This window comes from Microbacterium sp. zg-Y625 (genome assembly GCF_030246925.1).
GTDB lineage: Bacteria > Actinomycetota > Actinomycetes > Actinomycetales > Microbacteriaceae > Microbacterium > Microbacterium jiangjiandongii.
The window spans coordinates 1907720-1930802 of sequence record NZ_CP126740.1 but is presented as its reverse complement, the minus strand read 5'-3'; the positions used below and the strand labels follow the sequence as shown (position 1 = coordinate 1930802).

Genomic DNA, 23083 nt, shown 5'->3' with positions numbered 1-23083 from the left:
CGCCCCCGGGCGTCGGATCAGAACAGCAGCGCCGCGGCCACCAGTCGCGCCGTGCGCTCGTCCAAGGGCGCGTGCGCGCCGCCGCGCGCCCGGACGTCGCGGACGAACGCGCCCAGCGCGCGCCGGTAGGCGTCGTCGGGGTGGATGCGGGCGATCTCCACGAGCGGGGGCAGATCCATCGACAGGATGAGCTGCACGCGGGAGCGCACCGCGGCGTCGTGTCCGCTCGCCGCCAGCACCTCGAGCCCCTCGGTCATGGCGGACAGGTAGTCCCGCAGCACCGGCAGCGCGCTCTTGCCCTGGGTGATGGACGATCCGTCCGCGCGCTCGCGCCAGTGCACGACCACGTCGGGCACGGTGTCGAACCGGCGCGCGCGGCTGTACATCTGCTGCGCGACGATCTGGTCCTCGTAGAGGCGCCCGTCGGGGAAGCGCAGTCCCGCGCGTCGCCAGAAGTCGGTGCGGCTGACTTTGGACCAGGCCACGATGTTGCCCGATGCGTCGGGATGCGCCTCGATCGTCGTGCCGCGCCGGCCCGGGTCGGTGGCGGCCGCGACCCAGGGCTGCACGACCCCGGCGGCGTACTCGCCGGTGGCATCCGGACGCAGGCGCACGTACGCGCCGACGGCGAAATCGCTCCCGGTCTCATCGAGCACTCCGACCAGGCGCTCGAGCGCCGTCGGAGTGAGCACGTCGTCGGCGTCGAGGAACCCGAGGTAGGGGGTCTCGACCAGCGCGACGCCGGTGTTGCGGGCCGCGCTGAGGCCCTGGCGCTGGTCGTGGCGCACGAGCCGGAAGCGGGGATCCTCGGCCGCGGCGGCGGCGAAGATGTCGCGGGTGGCGTCGGTGGAGGCGTCGTCGACGAGGATCGCCACCCAGTTCGTCAGGGTCTGTCCGCGCAGGGACTGCAGCGCCTCGGCGGCGTAATCGGCGACGTCGAACCCGGGCACGATGACGGTGATCGCGGCTGTCACGTGCCCGATCGTACCGCCGCGACCGATGAGGCGACGGTCGCAGCGAGCGCCGCAGAGTCGGGGGCGGGGCCGTGCCCGAACGTGAAGCGCACCGCGGTCTGCGCGACGTCGGGGGCGATGCCGAGGGCGAGGAGGACATGCGACGGCTCGTCGCTGCCGGCGGCGCAGGCCGACCCGCTGGAGGTCACGATGCCGCGGCGCTCCAGCTGCAGCAGCACCGCCTCACCGCTCGCGCCGGCGAAGGTGAAGCTCGCGCTGCCCGGCAGGCGGTGGCGCGGGTGGCCGGTGAGCCGGGCGTCGGGCACCGTCGCGAGCACCGCGGCGATGAAGCCGTCCCGCACTGCGGCGACGCGCGCGGCGGCATCCACTCGTTCGGCCTCGGCGATCTCCAGCGCGACGGCGAGACCCACGGCGCCGGCGACGTTCTCGGTGCCGCTGCGGCGGCCCCGCTCCTGCCCGCCGCCGTGAACGAGCGGCTCGAGGGGGATGCGGCCGCGCACGGCGAGCACACCCGTGCCCTGGGGCGCGCCGACCTTGTGCCCTGCGATCGACAGGGCGTCGGCGCCGGTGCCGGCGAGGGGCAGCCAGCCGGCGGGCTGCACGGCGTCCAGGTGCAGCGGCACGCGGTGCGCGGCGCAGACGGCCGCGAGCGCGGCGGCATCCTGCACGGTGCCGACCTCGTTGTTCGCGTAGCCGATCGACACCACGGCGGTGCCGGGACCGATGGCCCGGGCGAGCCGATCGGGGTCGACACGGCCGGTGCCGTCGACGGGGAGCAGGGTGACCTCGGCGCCGTGCAGGCGTCGCAGGTAGTCGCAGGATTCCAGGATCGACTCGTGCTCGATGACGGTGGTGATCACCTGGCGCCGGCGGGGATCGACGCCGCGGGCGCCCAGGGCGATGCCCTTGACGGCAAGGTTGTTGGCTTCGGTGCCGCCGGCGGTGAAGACGATGTCTCCGGAGCGCATGCCGAGCACACGGGCGACGCGGGTGCGCGCGTCGGCGAGAGCGCCGGCGGCCGCCTCGCCGACGGTGTGGTGGCTCGACGGGTTGCCGTACCGACGGGTGAGAAAGGGTTCCATCGCCTCGAGCACCGCGGGGCGAACCGGCGTCGTCGCGGCGTGGTCGAGGTAGAGGAGCGACATGTCAGGCCTCGAGGGCGATGTCGAGTCCGAGGTCCAGGGCCCGAGCGGAGTGGGTGAGGGCTCCCACCGAGATGACGTCCACGCCGGTCTCGGCGATGGCGCGCACCGAGTCGAGGCTGACCCCGCCGGAGGCTTCGACCGTCGCCCGGCCGGCGTTGATCTCGACTCCGGCGCGCAGCATGTCGAGGGTGAAGTTGTCGAGCATGATCGTGTCGACGTCGGCGGCGAGCACCGCCTCGATCTGGTCGATGCTGTCGACCTCGACCTCGACGTGCGTCGTGTGCGGCAGCTGCGCGATCGCGCCCTGCAGGGCGGCGGTGACGGACACGCCCTTCTGCCGCAGCACGGCGAGGTGGTTGTCCTTGACCATGACGGCATCAGACAGCGAGAAGCGGTGGTTGTGGCCGCCGCCGTTGCGCACGGCGTGGCGCTCGAAGGCGCGCAGGCCCGGAGTCGTCTTGCGGGTGTCGGCGATGCGGGCGCCGGTGTGGGCCACTTCGGCGACGTAGAGCGCCGTGAGGGTGGCGATGCCGCTCATGCGCTGGACGAAGTTCAGCCCCACGCGCTCGGCGGTGAGGACGGCTCGGGCGGGACCGGTGACGACGGCCAGCGTGTCGCCGGGGGCGAACAGCTCGCCGTCCTCGACCAGCAAGGTCACGTCGCAGCGCGGGTCGGTGAGGCGGAAGGCCGCCTCGAAGACGTCGCCACCCGAGAAGAGGCCGTTCTCGCGGGCGACGAGCGCGGCGCGGGCGGTCGCGCTGTCGACGATGAGGCTCTCGCTCGTGAGGTCGCCCCAGGGCGCGTCTTCGTCGAGGGCGGCGCGGACGGTGCGGTCGATGACGGTGCGCGTGAGCATCACACGACTCCTTCGGTTGCGAGGGCGGGCAGGGCGGGCACGGCGTCCCGCCGGTGGTGGGCTCCGACCGATGCGGTGCGGGCTCGGGCGGCGGCGACGAGGTGGCTGGCGACGAGCAGCAGGTTCGCGTCCTCGTGGGAGGCGACGCTGTCGGGCGCGGCGGCGCCGGCGCGCCAGCCGGCGAGGACGCATGCCGCATGGGCGAGCCCGCGTTCGTCGCGCTCGAGGCCCGCCGCTTCCCACATCAGACGCTGCAGCGCCGCGCGCGTGAACGGTTCGCGCGCGGTGGGGGAAGGTGCGTCCACGACGGCGGGCGCCGGTGCGGAGGCGGGTGCCGACGCGGGCCAGGGGAGGCGGGCGTCGCCGGCGATCACGTCGCCCGCGCGGGCGCCGAAGACGGCCCCCTCCAGCAGCGAGTTCGATGCCAGCCGGTTGGCGCCGTGCACGCCGGTGCGGGCCACCTCACCCACCGCGTAGAGTCCGGGCACGCTGGTGCGGCCGTACAGGTCGGTGTCGACGCCGCCCATGAGGTAGTGCGCCGCCGGGGTCACCGGGATCGGCTCGCGCGCCCAGTCCCAGCCGCGGGCGCGGACGGCGGCGTCGATCGTGGGGAAGCGCCGGGCGAGGAACGTGGCCGTCTCCTCGGCGGTGGGGCGGATGCCGGTGGCATCCAGGTGCACCGGGCGCCCGTCCTGGTGGGTCACCTGACGCGCGATGACCCGGGCCACGACGTCCCGCGGGGCGAGCTCGCCGTCGGGGTGCGCGTCGAAGGCGAACCGGCGGCCGTCGTCGTCGATCAGCACCGCCCCTTCGCCTCGCACGGCCTCCGAGACGAGGAAGGGCTCACTGCCGGGGAGCACGGTGGGGTGGAACTGGACGAATTCGAGATCGCTGACCGCCGCGCCGATGCGCAGCGCCGCGGCGATGCCGTCGCCGGTGGCCACGGGCGGGTTCGTCGTGTGCGCGTACAGCCGGCCCGCCCCGCCCGTGGCGAGCACGACGGCGTCGGCGTGGATGCGCACGGGCTCGTGGACGGTGCGGTCCGCCCCGGGCACGGATCCCGGCTCCGGCCGCCGCGACCCCCGCAGGATGTCGATTCCGGTGACCCGCCGGGCGGTCCCCACGAGATCGACGAGGAATGCGTGCTCGACCACCCGCACGTCGGCGGCGCGGACCGCCCGGACGAGCGCGTGCTCGATCGCGCGTCCGGTCGCGTCGCCGCCGGCGTGCACGATGCGCGGGTACGAGTGTGCGGCTTCGCGACCCTTGCGGAAGGCGCCGTCGGCGTCGCGGTCGAAGGCGACCCCGAGCTGCACGAGCTCGCCGATGCGCTCGCCGCCCTCCGCCGCCAGCACCCGCACCGCGGCGGGGTCGCACAGGCCCGCCCCGGCCGCGATCGTGTCGCGCACGTGCGAGTCGACGCTGTCGTCGGGGAACAGCACGCCCGCGATGCCGCCCTGCGCGAACCGGGTGTTGGTGTGCCCCAGCTCGTCCTTCGTCACGAGCGTCACCGTGCAGCCTGCGGCCCGGGCGTGCAGCGCCGCGGCGAGCCCGGCGATGCCGGAGCCGACCACGACGACGGCGGTCATGGCCGTGCCTGTGCGGCCGCAGGTGGTTTGGCGGCGAGCATGCGCTCCAGCGCCACCCGGGCGGGGTCCGCGACATCCTGCGGCACGGCGATGCGGTTGACGACGGTGCCGGCGACGAGGGACTCCAGCACCCAGGCGAGGTAGCCCGGGTGGATGCGGTACATGGTCGAGCAGGGGCACACCACGGGGTCGAGGCAGAAGATCTCGTGCTGCGGGTGCTCGGCAGCCAGGCGCCGCACGAGGTTGATCTCGGTGCCGATGGCGAAGGTGGTGGGGCCGGATGCCGCCTGGATGGCCTTGCGGATGTAGTCGGTGGAGCCCGACTCGTCGGCGGCATCCACGACCGGCATGGGGCACTCGGGGTGCACGATCACGCGCACCCCGGGGTGCTCGGCGCGGGCCTTGTCGATCTGCTCGACGGTGAACCGCCGGTGCACCGAGCAGAAGCCGTGCCAGAGGATCACCCGGCTGTCCTGCAGCGTCGCGGCATCCGTCCCGCCCCAGGGCTTCGTCGGATTCCACATCGGCATGCGCTCGAGCGGCACGCCCATGGCCTTGGCGGTGTTGCGGCCGAGATGCTGATCGGGGAAGAACAGCACGCGCCGCCCCCGCTCGAACGCCCACTCCAGCACGGTACGGGCGTTGGACGACGTGCACACGATGCCGCCGTGGCGGCCCACGAACCCCTTGATCGCGGCGGAGGAGTTCATGTAGGTCACCGGGATCACCGGGACGCGTCCGTCGGCGTCGGGTGCCGTCATGTCGCCGAAGACGTCCTCGAGCTGCTCCCAGCACTCCTCGACCTGGTCGATGTCGGCCATGTCGGCCATCGAGCACCCGGCTGCGAGGTTCGGCAGGATGACGGCCTGGTCGGGCTGCGAGAGCAGGTCGGCGGTCTCGGCCATGAAGTGCACGCCGCAGAAGACGATCGCCTCGGCCTCGGGGTGCGCCTTGGCGGCGCCCGCGAGCTGGAACGAGTCGCCCACGTAGTCGGCGTGGCGCACGACCTCGTCGCGCTGGTAGAAGTGCCCGAGCACCACGACGCGCTCGCCGAGGGCGAGCTTGGCGGCGCGGATGCGCAGGTCCAGCTGCTCGTCGGTGGCGTCCCGGTACTCGGCGGGGAGCTCGCCCTGCCGCGGTGCGCCGGTGGGGATGACATCGCCCATCGACGCGCCGGGTCCGTAGCCGGGCCGGGTGTCGAACTCCCAGGGGCCGGCGGCGAGGTCGGTGTTGCACGTGGCGCCGGTGCCGACGCCCGAGACGATGGCCTGGATCTCGAGGTCGACGCTCGGGGAGGCGATGGGTCGGCCGGCCGCGGGACGCGGCTGCAGCGTCAGTGGGGTGGGGGTCATGACGGTGTCCTTCAGCGGGGGAGGGGGCCGCGATCGGCCAGTTCGACATCGTGGTTGTAGCGGTACAGCCGCGCCGGGCGGTGGCTGCCGGTGCGGAAGTCGTCGGTGGGGATGAGCGTGCCCGACGTGTCGACCTGACGTCGGAAGTTGGCCGGGTCGAGCCGGCGGCCGAGGATCGCCTCGTACACCTCGCGCAGCTCGGCGAGGGTGAACTCCGCCGGCAGCAGGCCGTGCGCGATGCGGCTGTAACCGACCTTGTTGCGCAGGCGCCACAGGGCGTAGTCGACGATCTCGGCGTGGTCGAAGGCGAGGGGAGGAAGGGATGCCGCGTCGAACCACGCCACGTTGTGCTGCGCCTCGGCGGACTCCGCCTCGTCGGGCCGCACCAGCGCCCAGTAGACGATGGAGACGACGCGGCTGGGTGAGCGTTCCACCGCGCCGAACGCGTAGAGCTGCTCGAGGTAGCTCGGGGCGAGCCCCGTCGTCTCGGCGAGGGTGCGCGCCGCTGCGGCGTCGAGGTTCTCGGCCACGTCGAGCCAGCCTCCGGGCAGCGCCCAGCGGCCCTCGTAGGGGTCACGCGTGCGCTTGACCAGCGGCAGCACGACGGCGGCCCGCTCGTCGCCGGGAGTGCGGCGCAGGCTGAAGATCACCGTCGAGACGGCGACGCGGATGCCGGGTGTTCGTGTCATTATGACCCTAACTGATCGGGTCGATCTTAGTGTCACGATGACCTGAACCGCAATGCCCGGCGGACGGGCGTCATCACAGCGGGCTCCCCTACGCTGGCGGTTTGAGGAAGGGGCAGGCATGATCGTCGACATCGTGGTGATCGCGGTGCTCGTGGTCGCGCTCGTCATGGGGCTGCGCAGTGGTCTGCTCGCCGGTATCGGCGCCTTCGTCGGCCTGGTCGTCGGGGCGCTCGTGGCCTACTGGGTGGTGCCGATGGCGCTTCCCGCGCTCAGCGACGTCCTCCCCTCGCCCGGATGGCGCAGCGTCGTCGTCGTGGTCGGGACACTCTTCATCGTGGGGCTCGCTGCGGGACTGGGCTCGGCGGTCGGCTCCGTCGCACGCCGGGGAGTCGACCGAATACGGCTCGGATGGCTCGAGCGCCTGCTCGGCGGCGCCCTGAGCGTGGTGGTCGGGGCGCTCGCGGTCTCGCTCGTCGCCCAGACCGTGGTGGTTGCGGGCAATCCACTGCTCTCGACGGCGGTGTCGTCGTCGCGACTCGTGCGCACGATCGACACGCTGACCCCGCCGACGGTGGATGCCGCACTCGCCCAGGTGCGCGGCGCGTTCCTGGAGGAGGGGCTGCCTCGCCTCGGCGACCTGTTCGGCCCGGGGGTCGTGCTCGATCCCGGCGCGCCCGCGCCCGAGGTCGCGCTGGACGATCCGCAGCTGCAGGCCGCGGCGCAGGCGGTCGCCCGCATTTCGGGGGTGGCGTACGCGTGCGGCACCAGCTCGACGGGCACGGGCTTCGTCGCCGCGGACGACCGCATCGTGACGAACGCGCACGTCGTCGCAGGCGTCACCGACCCCGTGGTGGAGCTGCCGGACGGCACCGCCCGGCAGGGGCGCGTGGTGTACTTCGACGCGGTGGACGACCTCGCCGTCATCGCCGTCCCCGACATCGAGGTGGCGCCGCTCGCGATCGCCCCCGCACTCGCCACCGGCGCCGAGGCGATCGTGCAGGGGTATCCCTTCGGCGGACCGTTCTCGATGGGCGGTGCGCGGGTGCTGTCGGTCGGTGCGGTGGAGGTCCCCGACATCTACGAGACCTCGTCGTCGCCGCGGGAGATCTACGCCCTGTCCGCCTCGGTGCGCCCCGGCAATTCCGGTGGTCCGCTGCTGACGGCCGGGGGAGAGGTGGTGGGCGTGGTGTTCGCCCGCGCCGAATCGGGGGAGGACATCGGCTACGCCATGACGCCGACGGAGTTCGCCCCGGTCGTCGCCCAGGCGCCGTCACTCACGCAGCCGGTGTCGACGGGTTCCTGCGCGCAGTGACGCCCGACACCGCCACGGAGGCGAGCCTCAGCCCTTGACGGCACCGGCCATGACACCGGCTACGAGCTGCCTGCCGAGGAAGACGAACGCGACGAGCAGCGGCAGCGCGATGAGGAAGACGCCCGACATGATGAGGGCGTGATCGGCCGTGAACGCCCCGCTCAGCTGCGGGATCACGAGCGGGAGCGTCTTCTGGCTGCGCAGGACCACCGACGGCCAGAAGAAGTCGTTCCATGAGCCGACGAAGGTGAACAGCGCCAGTGTGGCTGCCGCCGGCCGTGCTGCCGGGAGGGCGATCGACCAGAACGTGCGGAAGACGGTCGCGCCGTCGACGCGCGCCGCCTCGATGAGCTCGTAGGGCAGCGCCTCCTTGAGGTACTGCGTCATCCAGAACACCCCGAACGCCGTCACGAGACTCGGCACGATCAGGGCGGTGAGCGAGTCGATCCACCCGAACTCGTTCATCATGATGAACATCGGGACGGTGCCCAGCTGCATCGGGATCGCCAGCGTGGCGATCACGAAGACATAGAGGGCGTTGCGGGCGCGGAACCCCAGCTTGGCGAAGGCGAACCCGGCGAGGGTCGAGAAGAAGACGGTCGCGGCCGACACGAGCACGGCGACGATGAGCGAGTTGGCGAACGACGTCCAGAAGTCGATCTGGTGATTCGAGATGATCGCGCCGATGTTGGCCAGGAGGTTCGGGCCGGGCACGAGACGCGGCAGCGCCGACTGCGCGATCTCCAGCCGCGTCGACGAGCCCAGGATCGCCGCGTAGTAGAGCGGGAAGATCGACGCGACGACGACCACCGACAGGAGCCCGTACGTGACCCAACCGGGCCGGCGGCCGCCGGAGTCGTCGCTCGGCCCGCTGAGCTTGACGGGCTTTCCCTTCGCCGCGCGCCGCTCTGCATACTTCTTGGCCCCCGGGCCGGAGATGTTCTCGATCAGCGCGGTGCTCATCGCTGGGATCCTTCCGTGAGGGTGGAGCGTTCGGCGCGGGCGGCGCGGGCGGCGGGGGCGTCGGCCCCGGCACGCACCTGCGCGGCGAGCTGCTTCGCAGCGGCGCGGGAGGCCCGCGTGGGCTTGGATCCGCTGTCGGCGATCGCGCGGGTGAGGAAGAAGTTCAGCAGGGTGAAGACGATGATCACGAGCGCGAAGAGCCACGCGACGGCGGCGGCTTGGCCCATGCGGTCCTGCCAGTCGCCGAAGCCGAGGTTGAACAGGTACAGCACGGTGGTCAGCCACTGGTCGTCGGAGCCGCCCTGGCCCGTGCCGCCGCTCCCGCTGCCGTCGAAGACGCGCGCCTCGTCGAAGACCTGCAGGCCGCCGATGGTCATCGTCAGGATGACGAAGATCATCGTGGGGCGGATGCTCGGGATCGTCACCGAGAAGAACTGTCGCGCCCGGCCCGCGCCGTCGATCGTGGCCGCCTCGTACAGATCGCGCGGCACGGCCTGCATCGCGGCGAGGAAGATCAGCGCGTTGTACCCGGTCCAGCGGAAGACGATCATCGTCGCGATCGCGACGTGGGAGAGGAAGCGGTTGTGGAAGAAGGGGGAATCCACGTCGGTGAACCACCCGAGGTCGTGCAGCAGCGGCGTGACGAGCCCGAACTGCCCGAAGACCTGCGAGAAGATCATCGCGGAGGCCACGGGCATCACCACGAACGGGATGAGGATGCTCATGCGCCAGAAGGTCTTGGTGCGCAGGTTCTGATCGAGGATCGCCGCGATCAGCAGCGACAGGATCAGCTGCGGCACGAGCGCCAGCACGAAGATCGAGAACGTGTTCTGCAGCGAGGTCCAGAACGCCGGCTGGTTGAGGACCCAGGCGAAGTTGTCGAGCCCGACGAACTCGCCCTGGCCGAGGCGCCGGTCCCACTCGTGCAGGGCGACCCAGATGTTGAAGATGATGGGGAAGAAGCCGAAGACCGCGAAGCTGAGGAAGAACGGCGAGATGTAGAGGTAGGGCGAGACCTTGATGTCCCACCTCGACAGCTTGCGGGAGAATCCGACGCGGCGCGGCGCCGGGGTGAGGGGTGTCATGTCTCGGCCTCTTTCATTCATCGTCGAATTCCGAAGTGCCGCCCTGGCCCGGTGTGAGGATGCCGGGCCAGGGCAGCGGTGAGGGGTGGTCAGTCGGTCAGGCCGAGGGCGTCGAACTCCGACACCGTCGACTTCCACGCCGCCGAGGTGTCCTCGTTGCCGGTCTCGATGCGACGGATGCCGTCCATCACCAGCGTCTGGATGCCGGCGAAGTTCACGCCGCGGTATCCGCCGGCCGCCTTGTCTCCTGCCGACTCGGCCAGGGCAGCGTAGATGCCGCCGGTGGCCTGGCCTCCGAAGAACTCGTTCGGCGTCTCGGAGACGGTCGGGTCCGCCATGGCGTCCAGCTGCGAGGGGAACTGGCCGTTCAGCAGGAACATCTCCACGGCCGCCTCGGGCGAGGTCAGGAAGTCGGCGAGCTCCGTGGCCGCCTCGGTGTTGTCACCGGCGGCCGGCACCGCGAAGAACGAGCCGCCCCAGTTGCCGCCGCCGTCGGGGAAGATCTCCGCGATCTGCCAGCCCTCCAGGCCCGCTGCGTTCTCCGCGATGATGCCCGTCGCCCACGCAGGGGTGATGACCGTGGCCCACCGGCGTGCCTGGAACCCGGCGTCCCAGTCGGCATGCCCGATGCCGACCCCGGCCGAGACGCCGTCTTCGGCGGCCTGGCCGAACAGGGTGAACAGGTCCTCGATGTCGGTGTTGTCGGCCAGCGGCATCGCGTCGCCGCTGTCGGGGTCCTCGAAGGCGCTCGGCAGCTGGTTGACCGCGGCCTGGAAGGCGGTGCTGGTCGAGTCGATCCAGGCCGCGTCAGAGGCCTCGGTGAACTGCCGGCCGGCGTCGAGGAACGATTCCCACGTGGCATCCTCGCCGCCGATGAACTCCGTGAACCCGGCAGGGTCTGCGGGCAGGCCCGCAGCCTGCATCAGGGTGGAGTCGTAGGCGATCGCCAGCGGACCGATGTCCATGCCGTAGCCCTTGATCTCGTCGCCCACCGAGCCCTGGGAGACCTTCCAGTCGACCCACCGGTCCTCGACGGCCGGCAGCGTCACCCAGTCCTCGGGAACGGCCATCATCTCGGTCCACCAGTCGAGCTCCACCAGGTGCACGTCGGACAGTCCCGCACCGCTGGATCCGAGTCCATTGCGCAGCACGGTCTGGGCGGAGGCGCCGTCGGCGAAGGAGTTGATCTCGACGGCGATGCCGGTCTCCTCGGTGAACTGCTCGAGAAGGGTCTCCGGGATGTCGACCCAGGTCGCGATCGTCAGGGCGTCGGGCGAGTCGCCGCCGTCCTCGCCACCGCCCGCGCTGCATCCGGAGGTCACGAGCGCAGTGGTGGCGATGAGCGCGACGAACGCTCCGGTCTTGCGGGTGAATCTCATCATCGAGTCCTTTCGTGTGGATGGTCAGGGCAGGTCGGGGGCAGGGGCGAGGGAGGCCACGGCCCACGGGGGCAGCTCGAGGTCGATCCGGAGAGTGCCGTCTTCGGAGGCGGTGAGGATGCTGCGCCGCAGCCGGTCGGCGACGTCGCGGAGCTCCTCGGTCTGGGCGGGGCTGAGGTTCAGCGGCGCCCCCATGGCGTACCAGGCCTCGGCGACGTTGCCCGACTCCCAGTCGACGATCTCGAGCGTGAACCGCGCCCCCGCAGGCAGGCCCTCGAGCGTGTGCCGGATGCGGCGGGCCGGGCCCATGCGGGCGAGCTCGCGCGTGTCGGCGTACGTGCGACGCGCCTCCAGGCCGGTCGTCCCCATGTCGTCGGGGTAGTTGTAGAAGACCGCCGACACCGCGCCGGTCAGCGAGGACCGGGTGATGATGCCGTGGGGCGTCTCGGCGACCACGCGGTCGCCCAGGCGGTTGAGCATCGCCATCGCGTGGAACGTCGGCTTGTGCAGCCCCTGCTCGTTGATCAGTCCGAACCCGCCGTGGAAGGGGCCGATGCCGCCGCCGCCCTCCTCGAAGACGTCCGTGAACGTCCAGTACGAGATCGACTCCGCCATCGAGGCGCCCTTGAGGAATGCCCGCACGATGTAGGCGGCCGCGAAGAGCGTGTCGTGCATCGCGTCGCGACTGGAGGGGGACGTCGACCACTCCGTGATGTGCAGCTCGGCATCGGGGTAAGGACTGTCTGCCATGAGCCGGCGCATCAGCTGCAGGTCCACGTGGGTGGCGTCCCTCTGGCGCGTGATCGCCTTGCCGCGACCGGTGGAATCCGCGGCATAGTCGGTGGGATACAGGTGAGTGGAGAGGAAGTCGAGGGGGACGTCGCGCTCGGCGCAGTACGCCAGGAACTCGTGGATCCACACCGGCTGCCAATCGAGGGAGTCGGGGCTGTCCGCCTCGGCTGTTGCGACCTCGAGCGAGGGGTCGTGGTACTCGCCGGCGTAGCGGGCATCGGGCACGAAGACGCTCGTCGAGGGGCCGCCCACCCGCAGCTGGGGGTCGATCTCCTTGATGGCCTTCGCCGTGGCCTCGTACAGCTCGAAGTACTCCGTGCGGGTGCCGGTCCAGAAGTGGGGGACGAGGTTGGGCTCGTTCCACACCTCGAACGGCCAGCGGCGCACCTCGTGGATGCCGTAACGGTCGATCCAATGGCGCACGGTCGTCGTGACCAGCTCCACCCAGCGCCCCATGTCGTTCGGCGGGCTGCAGTGCGCCTTCCACCAGAACAGCGTCTCGGTCTGCGTGGCGAGCGCCCGCGGCATGAACCCCAGCTCGACGAAGGGGCGTGCACCGGTGGCGAGGATCGCGTCGAAGACCTTGTCGACGTAGGAGAACGTGTAGACGGGTTCCGGCAGCGGCTGGGGCGGGCCGAAGCCCCCGCCGTCCTCGGTGCGATACACGAACATGTCGTCGTGGAACAGTCCATGGAAGCGCACGTGCCGAACCCCGAGGAGGTCGACGGCTTCACGGAAGTGCGCCTGCCAGTCGGCTCGCAGCGCTTCGCTCGCCCGGCCGGCGCCGACGCATTCGTTCCAGACGTGACGCAGCGTCAGGTCGGTCGCCGCCCGGCCATCGGCCAGTACGGTGGACACCGGCGCGTCGAGAACCATGCAGAACTCCTTTGGTCTTCTGGGTATCGAAAGTCTTTCGTCACCTTTCGGTGCGCGAGATCACGGTACCGCCCGGGCAATGACGTGTCGACGGCGTGTTTATCACGGTTTGGTAACGGCGAACGCGGGCCGTGTAGATTGAAAATGTTTCGACCGGGGAGATGGGTGATGACGGATTCCGCACGGCCGCGCAGGGCGACCCTTTCGGACGTCGCGGCGGCGGCCGGGGTGTCCCAGGCCACGGTCTCCAAGGCTCTCAACGGGCGCGACGACGTCGCCGCGGAGACGCGGGAGATCGTGCTGGCGGCCGTGGCCGAACTGGGCTATCGGCCGACGACCGCCCCCGCGGCCTCGTCGCGGCGGACGATCGCGGTGACCTTCGACATCCCCGCCTCCCCGTACATCCTCAACGTGCTGCAGGGCGTGCTGGTCGCGGCGACCGAGAACCGCCTCGACCTGCTCACCCGCCTGCCTCCCGATCGTGCCGCGCGCGGTCAGCGCGCCGTCGGTCGCGACTGGATCGCCGAGCAGCGCGCCAGCGGCGCGATCGGCGTGGTCGGGCTGACGCTGTCCCACCCGGACGCGCTGCTGGATGCCGCAAGCGAGGCGAGCCTCCCGTTCGTCATGGTCGACCCCGTCGATGCCACCCACAAGCGGCTCGTGAGTGTCGCCTCGAGCAACTGGGCCGGCGCCCGCACCGCGGCGGACTACCTCATCGGCCTCGGTCACCGCCGGATCGCGTGGATCGGCGGCCCGGAGGCGTCGGACGCAGCGCGCGACCGCCTGTACGGCTATCGGGCCGCGCTGGACGCGGCGGGGCTGGAGATCGACCCGGCGCACGTCGTCGCGGACCAGTTCGATGCGGCAGCAGGAGCGCGGCATGCCCGCGCGATGCTCGGGATGGACCTCCCGCCCACGGCGATCATGGCGGCAGACGACGAGATCGCGGTCGGTGTGCTGGCGGCGGCGCGAGAACTCGGCGTGAGCGTCCCCCGCGATCTGAGCGTCATCGGCTTCGACGACACCCCGCAGGCACCCTGGACGACGCCCCCGCTCACGACGGTGCATCAGCATCTGGACGAGATGGGGCGGATGGCCGTCCACACGGTCGTCGCGATCGCCGACGGCCGGCGCCCCGTCTCGCGGCACGTCGAGCTGGCCACATCGTTGACGATCCGCGAGACGACGGCACCGCCGCCCGCCTGAGCGGAGTGGGGGATGTTCTTCTCGACGTCGGCCGCGCGCTATGCTGGCCGCGCGTCGCGCCTGCGGGCCGTCGCCGGCTGCGGCCGACAATCGAACATCGGCCATCACCCTCGCGGGAGAGCCCCGGTCACCGGGCACCGAAGGAGCAAGCCTCCCCGCCAATCTCTCAGGTACGCGTACCGCGCGGGTTCGGCCACTCTGAAAAGCGATGCGCGCCGCGCGCGTATCCGCCGACGGTGAAAGCGCCCCTCCCGCCCGCGGGCCGGCGTGAAGCTCTCAGGCCCATGACAGAGGGGGAGTTCACAGCCGTCGGTCCCCGGCGTCTGCCCGTACGAGATCGGGAGAACTCATGACCGGACCCCGCTATACCCCGCTTCGCGACCGCCACGAGGCACTCGGCGCCGCCTTCACCGACTTCGGCGGGTGGATGATGCCGGTGCGGTACTCGTCGGACCTCGCGGAGCACCATGCGGTGCGCCGGGCCGCGGGCCTGTTCGACATCTCGCACATGGCGGAGTTCGCCGTCGAAGGCGCCGATGCCGACGTCTTTCTCGATTACGCCCTCGCCGGCCGTGTCTCCGCCATGGCGGTGGGCAAGGCGAAGTACTCGCTCGTGCTCGCCGAATCCGGCGGCATCGTCGACGACGTGATCGTCTACCGACTGGGCGAGCACCGCTACCTCGTCATCGCCAACGCGGGCAATCGCGAGGCGGTGGCCGGGGCGCTCACCGAGCGCGTGGCGGATTTCCGCGGCGCGGATGCCGTCCGCGATGTGAGCGTCGCGGACGTCTCGGATGCCTTCGCCCTCATCGCCGTGCAGGGCCCGGCGGCCCGCGGCATCCTCGAAGCACTCGACGACATCGCCGACCTCGACCGGCCGCTGACGGATCTGCCTTACTACGCCGCGGCGCAGGGGCGGTTCGGGCAGTGGCCGCTGCTGGTCGCGCGCACCGGGTACACCGGCGAGGACGGCTTCGAGCTGCTCGTGCCGGCAGAGGCCGCCGGCGACCTGTGGGACGGCCTGCTCGCGGCGGGGTCGCCGCACGGTCTGGTGCCGGCGGGCCTCGCCGCGCGCGACACGCTGCGGCTCGAGGCGGGCATGCCGCTGTACGGCCACGAGCTCTCCCTCGACGTCGTGCCCGCCCAGGCCGGCCTCGGCCGCGTCGTCGCCGCCGACAAGCAGGACTTCGTCGGCCGATCCGGGCTCGGCGCGGTCGTCGCGGGCGACGCCCCGGTGCTGGTGGGCCTCATCGGCGAGGGTCGACGCGCGGGACGCGCCGGATACGAGGTCTTCGACGGTGACCGGCGCGTCGGCGAGATCACCAGCGGCGCGCTCAGCCCGACCCTCGGCCATCCGATAGCGATGGCCTACGTCGCCCCGCCCGCAGCCGAGCCGGGCACCACCCTGACCATCGACGTGCGCGGCACCCGCCTGCCCGTGACCGTCACCGCGCTGCCGTTCTACCGGCGCGCACACTGACCACCGAAACCCGGGAGCACATCATGGCCGACCTCACCACCCTCCACTACACCGCCGAGCACGAGTGGATCGCCGTCGACGGCGACGTCGCGACGATCGGCATCACCGACTACGCCGCGCAGCAGCTGGGCGACGTCGTCTTCGTCGAGCTGCCGAGCCCCGGCTCCACGGTCACCGCCGGGCAGGTGTGCGGCGAGATCGAATCCACGAAATCCGTCGGCGAGCTGTACGCCCCGGCTTCGGGCGAGGTGCTGGAGGTCAACGACGACGTCGTGGCCGACCCCTCGGTCGTCAACGCGGACGCGTTCGGCGCCGGGTGGCTGATCAAGCTGCGCATCGACGGGGCGTCGCTGGGCGACACGCTCGACCGCGCCGGCTATGTCGCTCTCACCGGCGGCGACGTATGACCGGCGCCTTCGCCGCCCGCCACATCGGGACCGATGCCGCCGCCGCGCGCCGGATGCTCGACGTGCTCGGCTACGACAGCGTCGACGCCCTGCTCGAGCGCGCCGTACCGGCGTCGATCCAGGTGCAGCCGCGTGCGACGAGCGACATCCCGCCGGCGGCCACCGAGCACGACGCGCTCTCGGAGCTGCGCGAGCTCGCGGCATCCAACCGCCCGGCGAAGGCCATGATCGGCCTGGGCTACTACGACACGCACACCCCCGCGGTCATCCAGCGGAACGTCTTCGAGAACCCCTCGTGGTACACCGCGTACACGCCGTACCAGCCGGAGATCTCGCAGGGCCGGCTGGAAGCGCTCATCAACTTCCAGACGATGGTGACCGACCTCACCGGGCTCGCGACGGCCAACGCGTCGATGCTCGACGAGGCCACCGCGGTCGTCGAGGGCATGCTGGTGGCGCGGCGGGCGTCGAAGGGTGCGTCGAACGTGTTCCTCGTCGACGCCGACGCGTTCCCGCAGACCAAGGCGCTGCTGCGCCACCGGGCCGAGGCCCTGGGCATCGAGGTCGTCGAGACCGACTACGCCGGGGGCGTGCCGGGTGCGGCTTTCGGCGCGTTCATCCAGTACCCCGGCGCGACGGGGCGGGTGTGGGATCCCAGCGAGGCGATCGCCGCCGTGCAGGCCGAGGGCGGGCTCGTCGTCATGGCAGCCGACCTGCTGGCACTGACGCTGCTGCGCTCGCCGGGCTCGCTCGGGGCCGACATCGCCGTGGGCACGACGCAGCGCTTCGGCGTGCCGATGGGCTTCGGTGGGCCGCACGCCGGCTACATGGCGGTGCGCTCGGGTCTCGAGCGTCAGCTGCCGGGGCGTCTGGTCGGCGTCTCGCAGGATGCCGCGGGGCACCCGGCCTATCGGCTCGCCCTGCAGACGCGCGAACAGCACATCCGCCGCGAGAAGGCGACCTCGAACATCTGCACCGCGCAGGTGCTGCTGGCGGTCATGGCATCCATGTACGCCGTGTATCACGGCCCCGAGGGCCTTCGCCGCATCGCGACCACCGTGGCGCAGAAGGCCGAGGCGCTCGCGCAGGAGCTGCGCGGCTACGGGCTGACGCTGGCATCCGACGCGGTGTTCGACACGCTGCGGGTGTTCGTGCCGGGAGATGCCGCACGGGTGATCGAGCGTGCGCGCAGCCGCGGCTACCAGCTCTTCTGGGCCGATGACGCATCGGTCGGGGTATCGGTGGACGAGACGACCACGGCGGCCGACCTCGCCGCGGTCGCGTGGGCGTTCGGCGCCGTCGGGGAGCCCGGGGCGGAGCTGTCGTTCGCCGACGCCCAGCCGCTGGCGGCCGTCGCGGACGTGCTGCGGCGTGAGGACGAGTACCTCACCCACCCCGTCTTCACGAGTCACCACTCGGAGACGGCGATGATGCGCTACCTCAAGCAGCTCGCCGACCGGGATTACGCGCTCGACCGCGGCATGATTCCGCTCGGCTCCTGCACGATGAAGCTCAATGCCGCGACCGAGATGGCGGCGGTGTCGTGGCCGGAGTTCGCGAAGGTGCACCCGTTCGCGCCCGCCGACGATGTCGCCGGATACCTCGCCATGATCGAGCAGCTGGAGTCGTGGCTGGCAGAGGTCACCGGGTACGACGCGGTGTCCCTGCAGCCCAACGCCGGCTCGCAGGGAGAGCTCGCGGGCCTTCTCGCGATCCGCGGGTACCACCGTGCGAACGGCGAGACCGATCGCACCGTGTGCCTCATCCCGTCGTCGGCGCACGGCACCAACGCGGCGTCGGCGGTGCTCGCGGGCATGTCCGTCGTCGTGGTCGCGTGCGACGAGGCCGGCAACGTCGACCTCGACGACCTGCGCGCGAAGATCGCCGCGCACGCCGACCGGCTCGCGGCGCTCATGATCACCTACCCTTCGACGCACGGGGTCTACGAGCACGACGTGCGGGAGATCACCCAGGCCGTGCATGACGCGGGCGGCCAGGTGTACGTCGACGGTGCGAACCTCAACGCGCTGCTCGGCTTCGCCCGCTTCGGCGACCTCGGCGGCGACGTGTCGCACCTGAACCTGCACAAGACCTTCGCCATCCCGCACGGCGGCGGCGGGCCGGGGGTGGGCCCCGTGGCCGCCAAGGCGCACCTCGCGCCGTACCTGCCGTCGCACCCGCTGTCGCAGCGCGCCGACCACGCCGGCGGCTTCGTCTTCGACGGCGGGCCGGTCTCTGCGGCGCCGTACGGGTCGGCCTCGATCCTGCCGATCTCGTGGGCGTATGTGCGGATGATGGGCGCCGAAGGTCTGCGGGAGGCCACCGGCGCCGCGGTGCTGGCGGCGAACTACATCGCGGCGCGGCTGCGCGAGCACTACCCGGTGCTCTACGCGGGCGAGGGCGGGCTCGTCGCCCACGAGTGCATCCTCGACCTGCGTCCGCTGCGGGAGGCCACCGGCATCACCGTCGACGATGTCGCCAAGCGGCTGATCGACTACGGCTTCCACGCTCCGACGATGTCGTTCCCGGTCGCGGGGACGCTGATGGTGGAGCCGACCGAGTCCGAGGACCTCGCCGAGATCGAGCGGTTCATCGAGGCGATGGTCGCGATCCACGCGGAGGCGCACGCGGTCGCGGCGGGGGAGTGGCCGGCATCCGACAATCCGCTCGTGAACGCGCCGCACACCGCGCAGTCGGTCGTCGCGGGGGACTGGGTGCACCCGTACTCGCGTGAGACCGCGGTGTATCCCGTGCCGTCGCAGGTGCGCACGAAGTACTGGCCGCCGGTGCGGCGCATCGACAACGCGTACGGCGACCGCAACCTCGTGTGCGCCTGCCCACCCCCCGAGGCCTTCGCGTAGGGTGTCGCCGGCCGGGGCTGGGTGGTGCCCCTGCCCCGGTCGCGGTCGCCGTCGCGGTCGTGCGTCGCTGACGCGCCCGTCGCTGAGACGAATACTGACGGCCGAGACAGTGGGTATCACCCGCGGTCTCGGCCGCCGGCATTCGTCTCACCGGTGGGTGGGGGCGTCGGTAGTCGTCTCACCGGTCGGCGGGGGCACCGGGGCGAGGGCCCGGCGTAGTGAGAACAGCGCGGAGGCGTCCTCGCGCGCGACGGGGTGAAGGCCAGCGCCGGTGAGGATGCCGCGCAGCGACGTTGCGAGCACCGCGTCCCGCCAGCCCCAGTGGACGACCGCCCGCACATGGCGACGCAGCCGCGCATCCCGCTCGCGCTGCCGGGCCTGGACGACCTCGGCCTGGCCGAAGCGTCCGTCATATTTCAGCCCGCCGTCGCATTCGCCGGCAACCGAGGCCTGCTCCCAGACCAGATCGCTGCGATCGTGACCGCCGTCGGTCGTGGGGAAGCGCACCTGCAGCACGGGCTCGGGAAACCCGAGCCATTCCGTAACGGCGCGGCTGACGCTTTCGAGTGCCGACTCCGCCAGCCGGTTCGCGCGCGCCAGTGGCCAGCGCGCAATGGCGCGACCGCGCTTGCTGAGGCGCCGCTCATTGCACGCCTGCAGCGCGGCAGCGTCGAGCGACGGGTCGGCGCGCAATGCGGCATCCGCTATCGAGAGACCGACCGCCCGATGCCGCGACCGCGCCATATCCACAGCCGTGTCCCGGATGCCGGTGGCGAGCAGCCCGCCGATCTCGAGGATCTCGCGGTCGCCGCTGTGGGTGTGGACCCGGATGCCGCCGACCAGTCGCGAGCGACCGAGCGGGTCCTCCAGAACGTGGACGACCACCGGGTCGCCGAACACGGGCAGCCCCAGCAGCGCTGCGGCGGAGTCGTGACTGAAAACCGCGTTCGGATACATGAGCGCGACGGCGTGGACGCGGGCGAGGTACCTGTCCCACGGAGCAAGCGACCGCCACAGTTCGGTCGGCGCATACACACCCTGTCGGACGCGCACGAGCTCGCCGCGGGCGAGCGCACGTTCGGGATGGGGGACGTCGGCGGTCCGCGATAGTGGCACCGGAGTCGGCGGAAGGCCGGCGAGAGCGAGCGGCATCCGCCCACCCTGCCCGCATCCCGCTCCCCGGCGGGTCCCGAACCCCTCGATCGGTGCACGGTCGCCGCGGTTCGCCGCCTGTGCAGTCGTCGCCGGAACCCGCTCCCGGCTCCGTCGCACGACCCTCCCGAGCGGTGAGACGAATGTGGATGGCCGAGACCCTGGGTGGCACCCGCCGTCTCGTCCGTCGGTATTCGTCTCAGCGGGGCGCAGCGCAGCGGGGCGGGGCGGGGCGGGGAACGGCGGCGGCGACCTCAGGATGCCGGCGGGGCGAAGACCGCGGGCCAGAGCGCGGCGGCCAGGGGGTATCCGACGAACGACACCACATCGAGGATCGTGTGGGCCACGACCAGCGGCATCACCCGGCCCCACCGGCGGTAGCACCAGCCGAAGACGATGCCCATCACGAAGTTGCCGACCATCCCGCCGACGCCCTGGTAGGCGTGGTAGGCCCCGCGCAGAACGGCCGACGACACGATGATCGGCCACCAACCCCAGCCGAGGCGGCGCAGCCGGTCGTACAGCCACCCCAGCATGATGACTTCCTCGAGCAGCGCCGCGCGCACAGCCGCGAACAGCAGGATCGGCACCGTCCACCACGCGGCATCCAGGGGCGATGCCACGACGGCCACCGAGAACCCGAGCACGCGGCCGACGGCGTAGAGCGCGAGCCCCGGGATGCCGATCACCGCCGTGACCAGCACCCCGCGTGCCAGGTCGCCGCCGAACCGGGTGACGTCGAGTCCGATGCGGCGGAGGGCGTTCGTCCCCGGTTCCCAGAGCAGGTAGACCACCAGTGCCACGAGGGCCAGGTCGAAGAAGATGTCGAGCAGCTGGTAGAGCGCATCCCACGCCGCCGCCGCATCGCGCGACGGATTCAGCTGCGTCTGCTGCTGCCCCAGGGGTGTGGGCGAGAGCAGGCGCCGCACCAGGGTCAGCACGGAGTAGAGGGCCGATTGCCCGAGCGTGATCGACAGCACGATCGCGACCTCCCACCACAGTCGCGCGTGCGATGTGGGGGACGCGCCGGGTGCCGACGGGCTGGGAGCGGTCACCTTGTCAGATTGCCACACCGACCGGCGGTTGAGTAAAGAGCATGTAACGCTTTCCGTCGACGTTTTGATCAGGGATGCAGGGGTGCCTATCGTTACCTCATCCGTGTGCCAGCCCACGCACCGCGTGCCGGTGGCAGACAAAAATCCCGCACAGGAGGAAACGTGAAGCGCAACAAGACTGCCTTCGCCGGCCTGGCACTGCTGACGGTGGGCTCCCTTGCCCTCGCCGGTTGCGCCAGTGGCGGCGGGGACGCGCCCGAGGAGACCGGCGACGGCACCGCCACGGCCGCGATCATCACCACGAACGGCACCGAGCCCGAGAACCCGCTCATCCCCACGATGACCAACGAGGTGGGCGGCGGCAAGATCCTCGACGCCATCTTCGCCGGTCTCGTGTCGTACGAGGCCGACGGCACCGCCGTCAACGACATGGCCGAAGAGATCACGGTCGACGACCCGCAGAACCTGACGGTCAAGATCAAGGAAGGCCAGTTCTTCACCGACGGCGAAGAAGTCACGGCCGACAACTTCATCGACGCGTGGAACTACGGCGCCCTGGCCTCCAACGGCCACTACAACAGCTACTTCTTCGAGGACATCGAGGGCTTCAGCTACGACGAGGACTCCGAGCTGACCGGTCTCGAGATGGTGGACGACTACACGTTCACCATCGCGCTCAACAAGCCGGCATCCGACTTCGCGCTTCGCCTGGGCTACTCCGCCTACTACCCGCTTCCCGAGGTCGCCTTCGACGACATGGAAGCGTTCGGTGAGAACCCGATCGGCAACGGCCCGTACATGCTCGACGGCGAGGACGCGTGGCAGCACGACGTCAAGATCGACCTCGTCAAGAACGAGGAGTACGAGGGCGTGCGTCAGGCCCAGAACGGCGGCCTCTCGATCACGTTCTACTCCTCGCAGGATGCCGCGTACGCCGACCTGCTCGGTGGCGAGGTCGACGTGATCGACGCGATCCCGCCGACGTCGCTGGCCAGCTTCGAGTCGGACCTCGGCGAGGGCGCGGTCAACCAGCCCGCCGCCGTCTTCCAGTCCTTCACGATCCCCGAGCGTCTCGCGCACTTCAGCGGCGAGGAGGGCCAGCTGCGTCGCCAGGCGCTGTCGATGGCCATCAACCGCGAGGAGATCACCGAGACGATCTTCCAGGGCACCCGCACCCCCGCCAGCGACTACACCTCGCCCGTCATCGACGGCTGGTCGGACTCGCTCGAGGGCGCTGAGGTGCTGGAGTACAACCCCGAGCGCGCAGCCGAGCTGTGGGCCGAGGCCGACGCCATCTCGCCGTGGGAGGGCACCTTCCAGATCGCGTACAACGCCGACGGCGGACACGACCAGTGGGTCGACGCGGTGTCGAACTCGATCAAGAACACGCTCGGCATCGACGCGTCGGGCGCTCCGTACCCCACGTTCGCGGAGCTGCGCGAGCTGGTGAACAACGACACGATCACCACCGCCTTCCGCACCGGCTGGCAGGCCGACTACCCGGGTCTGTACAACTTCCTGGGACCGCTGTACGCCACGAACGCCGGCTCGAACGACGGTGACTACTCCAGCGCCGAGTTCGACTCGCTGCTGGCCGAGGGCATCTCGGCGACGGACACGGAGGAGGCCAACGCGCTCTTCTCCGAGGCTCAGAGCGTCCTGCTGCAGGACCTTCCGGCCGTCCCGCTGTGGTACGCCAACGTGACCGGCGGCTTCGCCCCCACGGTGGAGAACGTCGAGTTCGGCTGGAACTCGGTTCCGCTGCACCACCTGATCACCAAGGCCGAGTAGCCTTAAGTGATCTCACCCGCGAGGCGGTGACGAACTCGTCACCGCCTCGTGGGCTGTTTCCCCGGCCGTCGCCGCGCTACCCGAGATGACGGCGGCCTCGCCGCGTGGGAGCCCCCGCC

Annotated in this window: 18 protein-coding genes and 2 riboswitches; of the genes, 6 read left to right on the top strand and 12 right to left on the bottom strand. The window is 71.3% G+C overall.

The window, feature by feature from the left end; translation table 11 throughout:
* Positions 1 to 17: 17 nt before the first annotated feature.
* From QNO14_RS08850 to QNO14_RS08825, 6 genes are read right to left on the bottom strand one after another with little or no spacing between them, the layout of a single operon-like run.
* Positions 18 to 974 carry a glycosyltransferase family 2 protein gene (locus tag QNO14_RS08850; protein WP_257506351.1) on the bottom strand — a complete coding sequence of 319 codons (957 nt, stop codon included), beginning with the start codon at positions 972 to 974 and terminating at the stop codon, positions 18 to 20.
* The gene (locus QNO14_RS08845) at positions 971 to 2119 is read right to left on the bottom strand and encodes a cysteine desulfurase family protein (protein WP_257506350.1); all 1149 of its coding nucleotides are present in this window, start codon (positions 2117 to 2119) and stop codon (positions 971 to 973) included. Before QNO14_RS08845 ends, QNO14_RS08850 begins: the two co-directional genes overlap by 4 nt.
* A 1-nt stretch (position 2120) precedes the next feature.
* Entirely contained in the window at positions 2121 to 2975 is an 855-nt protein-coding gene (nadC, locus tag QNO14_RS08840) for a carboxylating nicotinate-nucleotide diphosphorylase (protein WP_257506349.1), read from the bottom strand.
* Positions 2975 to 4564 (bottom strand): L-aspartate oxidase, encoded by a 1590-nt coding sequence (gene nadB / locus QNO14_RS08835; protein ID WP_257506348.1) that lies wholly within the window; start codon positions 4562 to 4564, stop codon positions 2975 to 2977. Before nadB ends, nadC begins: the two co-directional genes overlap by 1 nt.
* The gene (nadA, locus tag QNO14_RS08830) at positions 4561 to 5916 is read right to left on the bottom strand and encodes a quinolinate synthase NadA (protein ID WP_257506347.1); all 1356 of its coding nucleotides are present in this window, start codon (positions 5914 to 5916) and stop codon (positions 4561 to 4563) included. The genes nadB and nadA overlap by 4 nt, the downstream gene beginning before the upstream one ends.
* Before the next feature lie 11 nt (positions 5917 to 5927).
* Positions 5928 to 6605: an NUDIX hydrolase gene (locus tag QNO14_RS08825; protein ID WP_257496207.1), complete on the bottom strand. Its 678-nt coding sequence runs from the start codon at positions 6603 to 6605 to the stop codon at positions 5928 to 5930.
* 118 nt (positions 6606 to 6723) lie between these two features.
* Here QNO14_RS08825 and QNO14_RS08820 point away from each other — a divergent pair, with 118 nt between their 5' ends.
* Positions 6724 to 7917 carry a MarP family serine protease gene (locus QNO14_RS08820; RefSeq protein WP_257506346.1) on the top strand — a complete coding sequence of 398 codons (1194 nt, stop codon included), beginning with the start codon at positions 6724 to 6726 and terminating at the stop codon, positions 7915 to 7917.
* A gap of 27 nt (positions 7918 to 7944) precedes the next feature.
* Here the strand turns inward: QNO14_RS08820 and QNO14_RS08815 are convergent, their stop codons facing one another.
* The 4 genes from QNO14_RS08815 to QNO14_RS08800 form a co-directional block, all read right to left on the bottom strand.
* A complete protein-coding gene (locus QNO14_RS08815; protein ID WP_257496209.1) occupies positions 7945 to 8880 on the bottom strand; it encodes a carbohydrate ABC transporter permease in 936 nt (311 codons plus the stop codon).
* Complete coding sequence (locus tag QNO14_RS08810) at positions 8877 to 9965, bottom strand: carbohydrate ABC transporter permease (RefSeq protein ID WP_257506345.1); 1089 nt, start codon at positions 9963 to 9965, stop codon at positions 8877 to 8879. Before QNO14_RS08810 ends, QNO14_RS08815 begins: the two co-directional genes overlap by 4 nt.
* Before the next feature lie 89 nt (positions 9966 to 10054).
* Positions 10055 to 11344 carry an ABC transporter substrate-binding protein gene (locus QNO14_RS08805; RefSeq protein WP_257496211.1) on the bottom strand — a complete coding sequence of 430 codons (1290 nt, stop codon included), beginning with the start codon at positions 11342 to 11344 and terminating at the stop codon, positions 10055 to 10057.
* 24 nt (positions 11345 to 11368) lie between these two features.
* Positions 11369 to 13012, bottom strand: coding sequence for a GH39 family glycosyl hydrolase (locus tag QNO14_RS08800; RefSeq protein WP_257506344.1), 1644 nt, complete (start codon positions 13010 to 13012; stop codon positions 11369 to 11371).
* A 168-nt stretch (positions 13013 to 13180) separates the two neighbouring features.
* On the opposite strand from QNO14_RS08800, the gene QNO14_RS08795 reads away from it, so the two are divergent.
* The 4 genes from QNO14_RS08795 to gcvP all read left to right on the top strand — a co-directional run bounded on the left by QNO14_RS08795 (position 13181) and on the right by gcvP (position 18966).
* On the top strand, positions 13181 to 14218 hold the full coding sequence (locus tag QNO14_RS08795) for a LacI family DNA-binding transcriptional regulator (RefSeq protein ID WP_257496213.1): 1038 nt from the start codon (positions 13181 to 13183) through the stop codon (positions 14216 to 14218).
* Positions 14219 to 14321: 103 nt separating this feature from the next.
* Positions 14322 to 14410, top strand: a riboswitch (glycine riboswitch).
* Positions 14411 to 14519: riboswitch (glycine riboswitch) on the top strand. It abuts the riboswitch before it with no gap.
* 48 nt (positions 14520 to 14567) lie between these two features.
* On the top strand, positions 14568 to 15698 hold the full coding sequence (gcvT, locus tag QNO14_RS08790) for a glycine cleavage system aminomethyltransferase GcvT (RefSeq protein WP_257506343.1): 1131 nt from the start codon (positions 14568 to 14570) through the stop codon (positions 15696 to 15698).
* A gap of 23 nt (positions 15699 to 15721) precedes the next feature.
* Positions 15722 to 16105: a glycine cleavage system protein GcvH gene (gene gcvH / locus QNO14_RS08785; RefSeq protein ID WP_257496215.1), complete on the top strand. Its 384-nt coding sequence runs from the start codon at positions 15722 to 15724 to the stop codon at positions 16103 to 16105.
* On the top strand, positions 16102 to 18966 hold the full coding sequence (gcvP, locus tag QNO14_RS08780; RefSeq protein WP_257506342.1) for an aminomethyl-transferring glycine dehydrogenase: 2865 nt from the start codon (positions 16102 to 16104) through the stop codon (positions 18964 to 18966). Before gcvH ends, gcvP begins: the two co-directional genes overlap by 4 nt.
* A gap of 147 nt (positions 18967 to 19113) precedes the next feature.
* Here the strand turns inward: gcvP and QNO14_RS08775 are convergent, their stop codons facing one another.
* Together QNO14_RS08775 and QNO14_RS08770 are read right to left on the bottom strand one after the other, a co-directional pair.
* Positions 19114 to 20118 carry a type IV toxin-antitoxin system AbiEi family antitoxin domain-containing protein gene (locus QNO14_RS08775; RefSeq protein WP_257506341.1) on the bottom strand — a complete coding sequence of 335 codons (1005 nt, stop codon included), beginning with the start codon at positions 20116 to 20118 and terminating at the stop codon, positions 19114 to 19116.
* A 254-nt stretch (positions 20119 to 20372) separates the two neighbouring features.
* Positions 20373 to 21173 carry a CPBP family intramembrane glutamic endopeptidase gene (locus QNO14_RS08770; protein ID WP_257496218.1) on the bottom strand — a complete coding sequence of 267 codons (801 nt, stop codon included), beginning with the start codon at positions 21171 to 21173 and terminating at the stop codon, positions 20373 to 20375.
* Positions 21174 to 21335: 162 nt separating this feature from the next.
* Between QNO14_RS08770 and QNO14_RS08765 the strand changes: the two genes are divergently transcribed.
* On the top strand, positions 21336 to 22964 hold the full coding sequence (locus QNO14_RS08765) for a peptide ABC transporter substrate-binding protein (protein ID WP_257496219.1): 1629 nt from the start codon (positions 21336 to 21338) through the stop codon (positions 22962 to 22964).
* Positions 22965 to 23083: the final 119 nt, after the last annotated feature.

Excerpts from the sequence above, each read along its gene's own strand:
- QNO14_RS08825 (WP_257496207.1), bottom strand. The coding sequence starts at position 6,605 with ATGACACGAACACCCGGCATCCGCGTCGCCGTCTCGACGGTGATCTTC.
- QNO14_RS08820 (WP_257506346.1), top strand. The coding sequence starts at position 6,724 with ATGATCGTCGACATCGTGGTGATCGCGGTGCTCGTGGTCGCGCTCGTC.
- nadB (WP_257506348.1), bottom strand. The coding sequence starts at position 4,564 with ATGACCGCCGTCGTCGTGGTCGGCTCCGGCATCGCCGGGCTCGCCGCG.
- QNO14_RS08800 (WP_257506344.1), bottom strand. The coding sequence starts at position 13,012 with ATGGTTCTCGACGCGCCGGTGTCCACCGTACTGGCCGATGGCCGGGCG.
- gcvH (WP_257496215.1), top strand. The coding sequence starts at position 15,722 with ATGGCCGACCTCACCACCCTCCACTACACCGCCGAGCACGAGTGGATC.
- QNO14_RS08805 (WP_257496211.1), bottom strand. The coding sequence starts at position 11,344 with ATGAGATTCACCCGCAAGACCGGAGCGTTCGTCGCGCTCATCGCCACC.
- gcvP (WP_257506342.1), top strand. The coding sequence starts at position 16,102 with ATGACCGGCGCCTTCGCCGCCCGCCACATCGGGACCGATGCCGCCGCC.
- nadC (WP_257506349.1), bottom strand. The coding sequence starts at position 2,975 with ATGCTCACGCGCACCGTCATCGACCGCACCGTCCGCGCCGCCCTCGAC.
- nadA (WP_257506347.1), bottom strand. The coding sequence starts at position 5,916 with ATGACCCCCACCCCACTGACGCTGCAGCCGCGTCCCGCGGCCGGCCGA.
- QNO14_RS08810 (WP_257506345.1), bottom strand. The coding sequence starts at position 9,965 with ATGACACCCCTCACCCCGGCGCCGCGCCGCGTCGGATTCTCCCGCAAG.
- QNO14_RS08795 (WP_257496213.1), top strand. The coding sequence starts at position 13,181 with ATGACGGATTCCGCACGGCCGCGCAGGGCGACCCTTTCGGACGTCGCG.
- QNO14_RS08815 (WP_257496209.1), bottom strand. The coding sequence starts at position 8,880 with ATGAGCACCGCGCTGATCGAGAACATCTCCGGCCCGGGGGCCAAGAAG.
- gcvT (WP_257506343.1), top strand. The coding sequence starts at position 14,568 with ATGACCGGACCCCGCTATACCCCGCTTCGCGACCGCCACGAGGCACTC.
- QNO14_RS08845 (WP_257506350.1), bottom strand. The coding sequence starts at position 2,119 with ATGTCGCTCCTCTACCTCGACCACGCCGCGACGACGCCGGTTCGCCCC.
- QNO14_RS08775 (WP_257506341.1), bottom strand. The coding sequence starts at position 20,118 with ATGCCGCTCGCTCTCGCCGGCCTTCCGCCGACTCCGGTGCCACTATCG.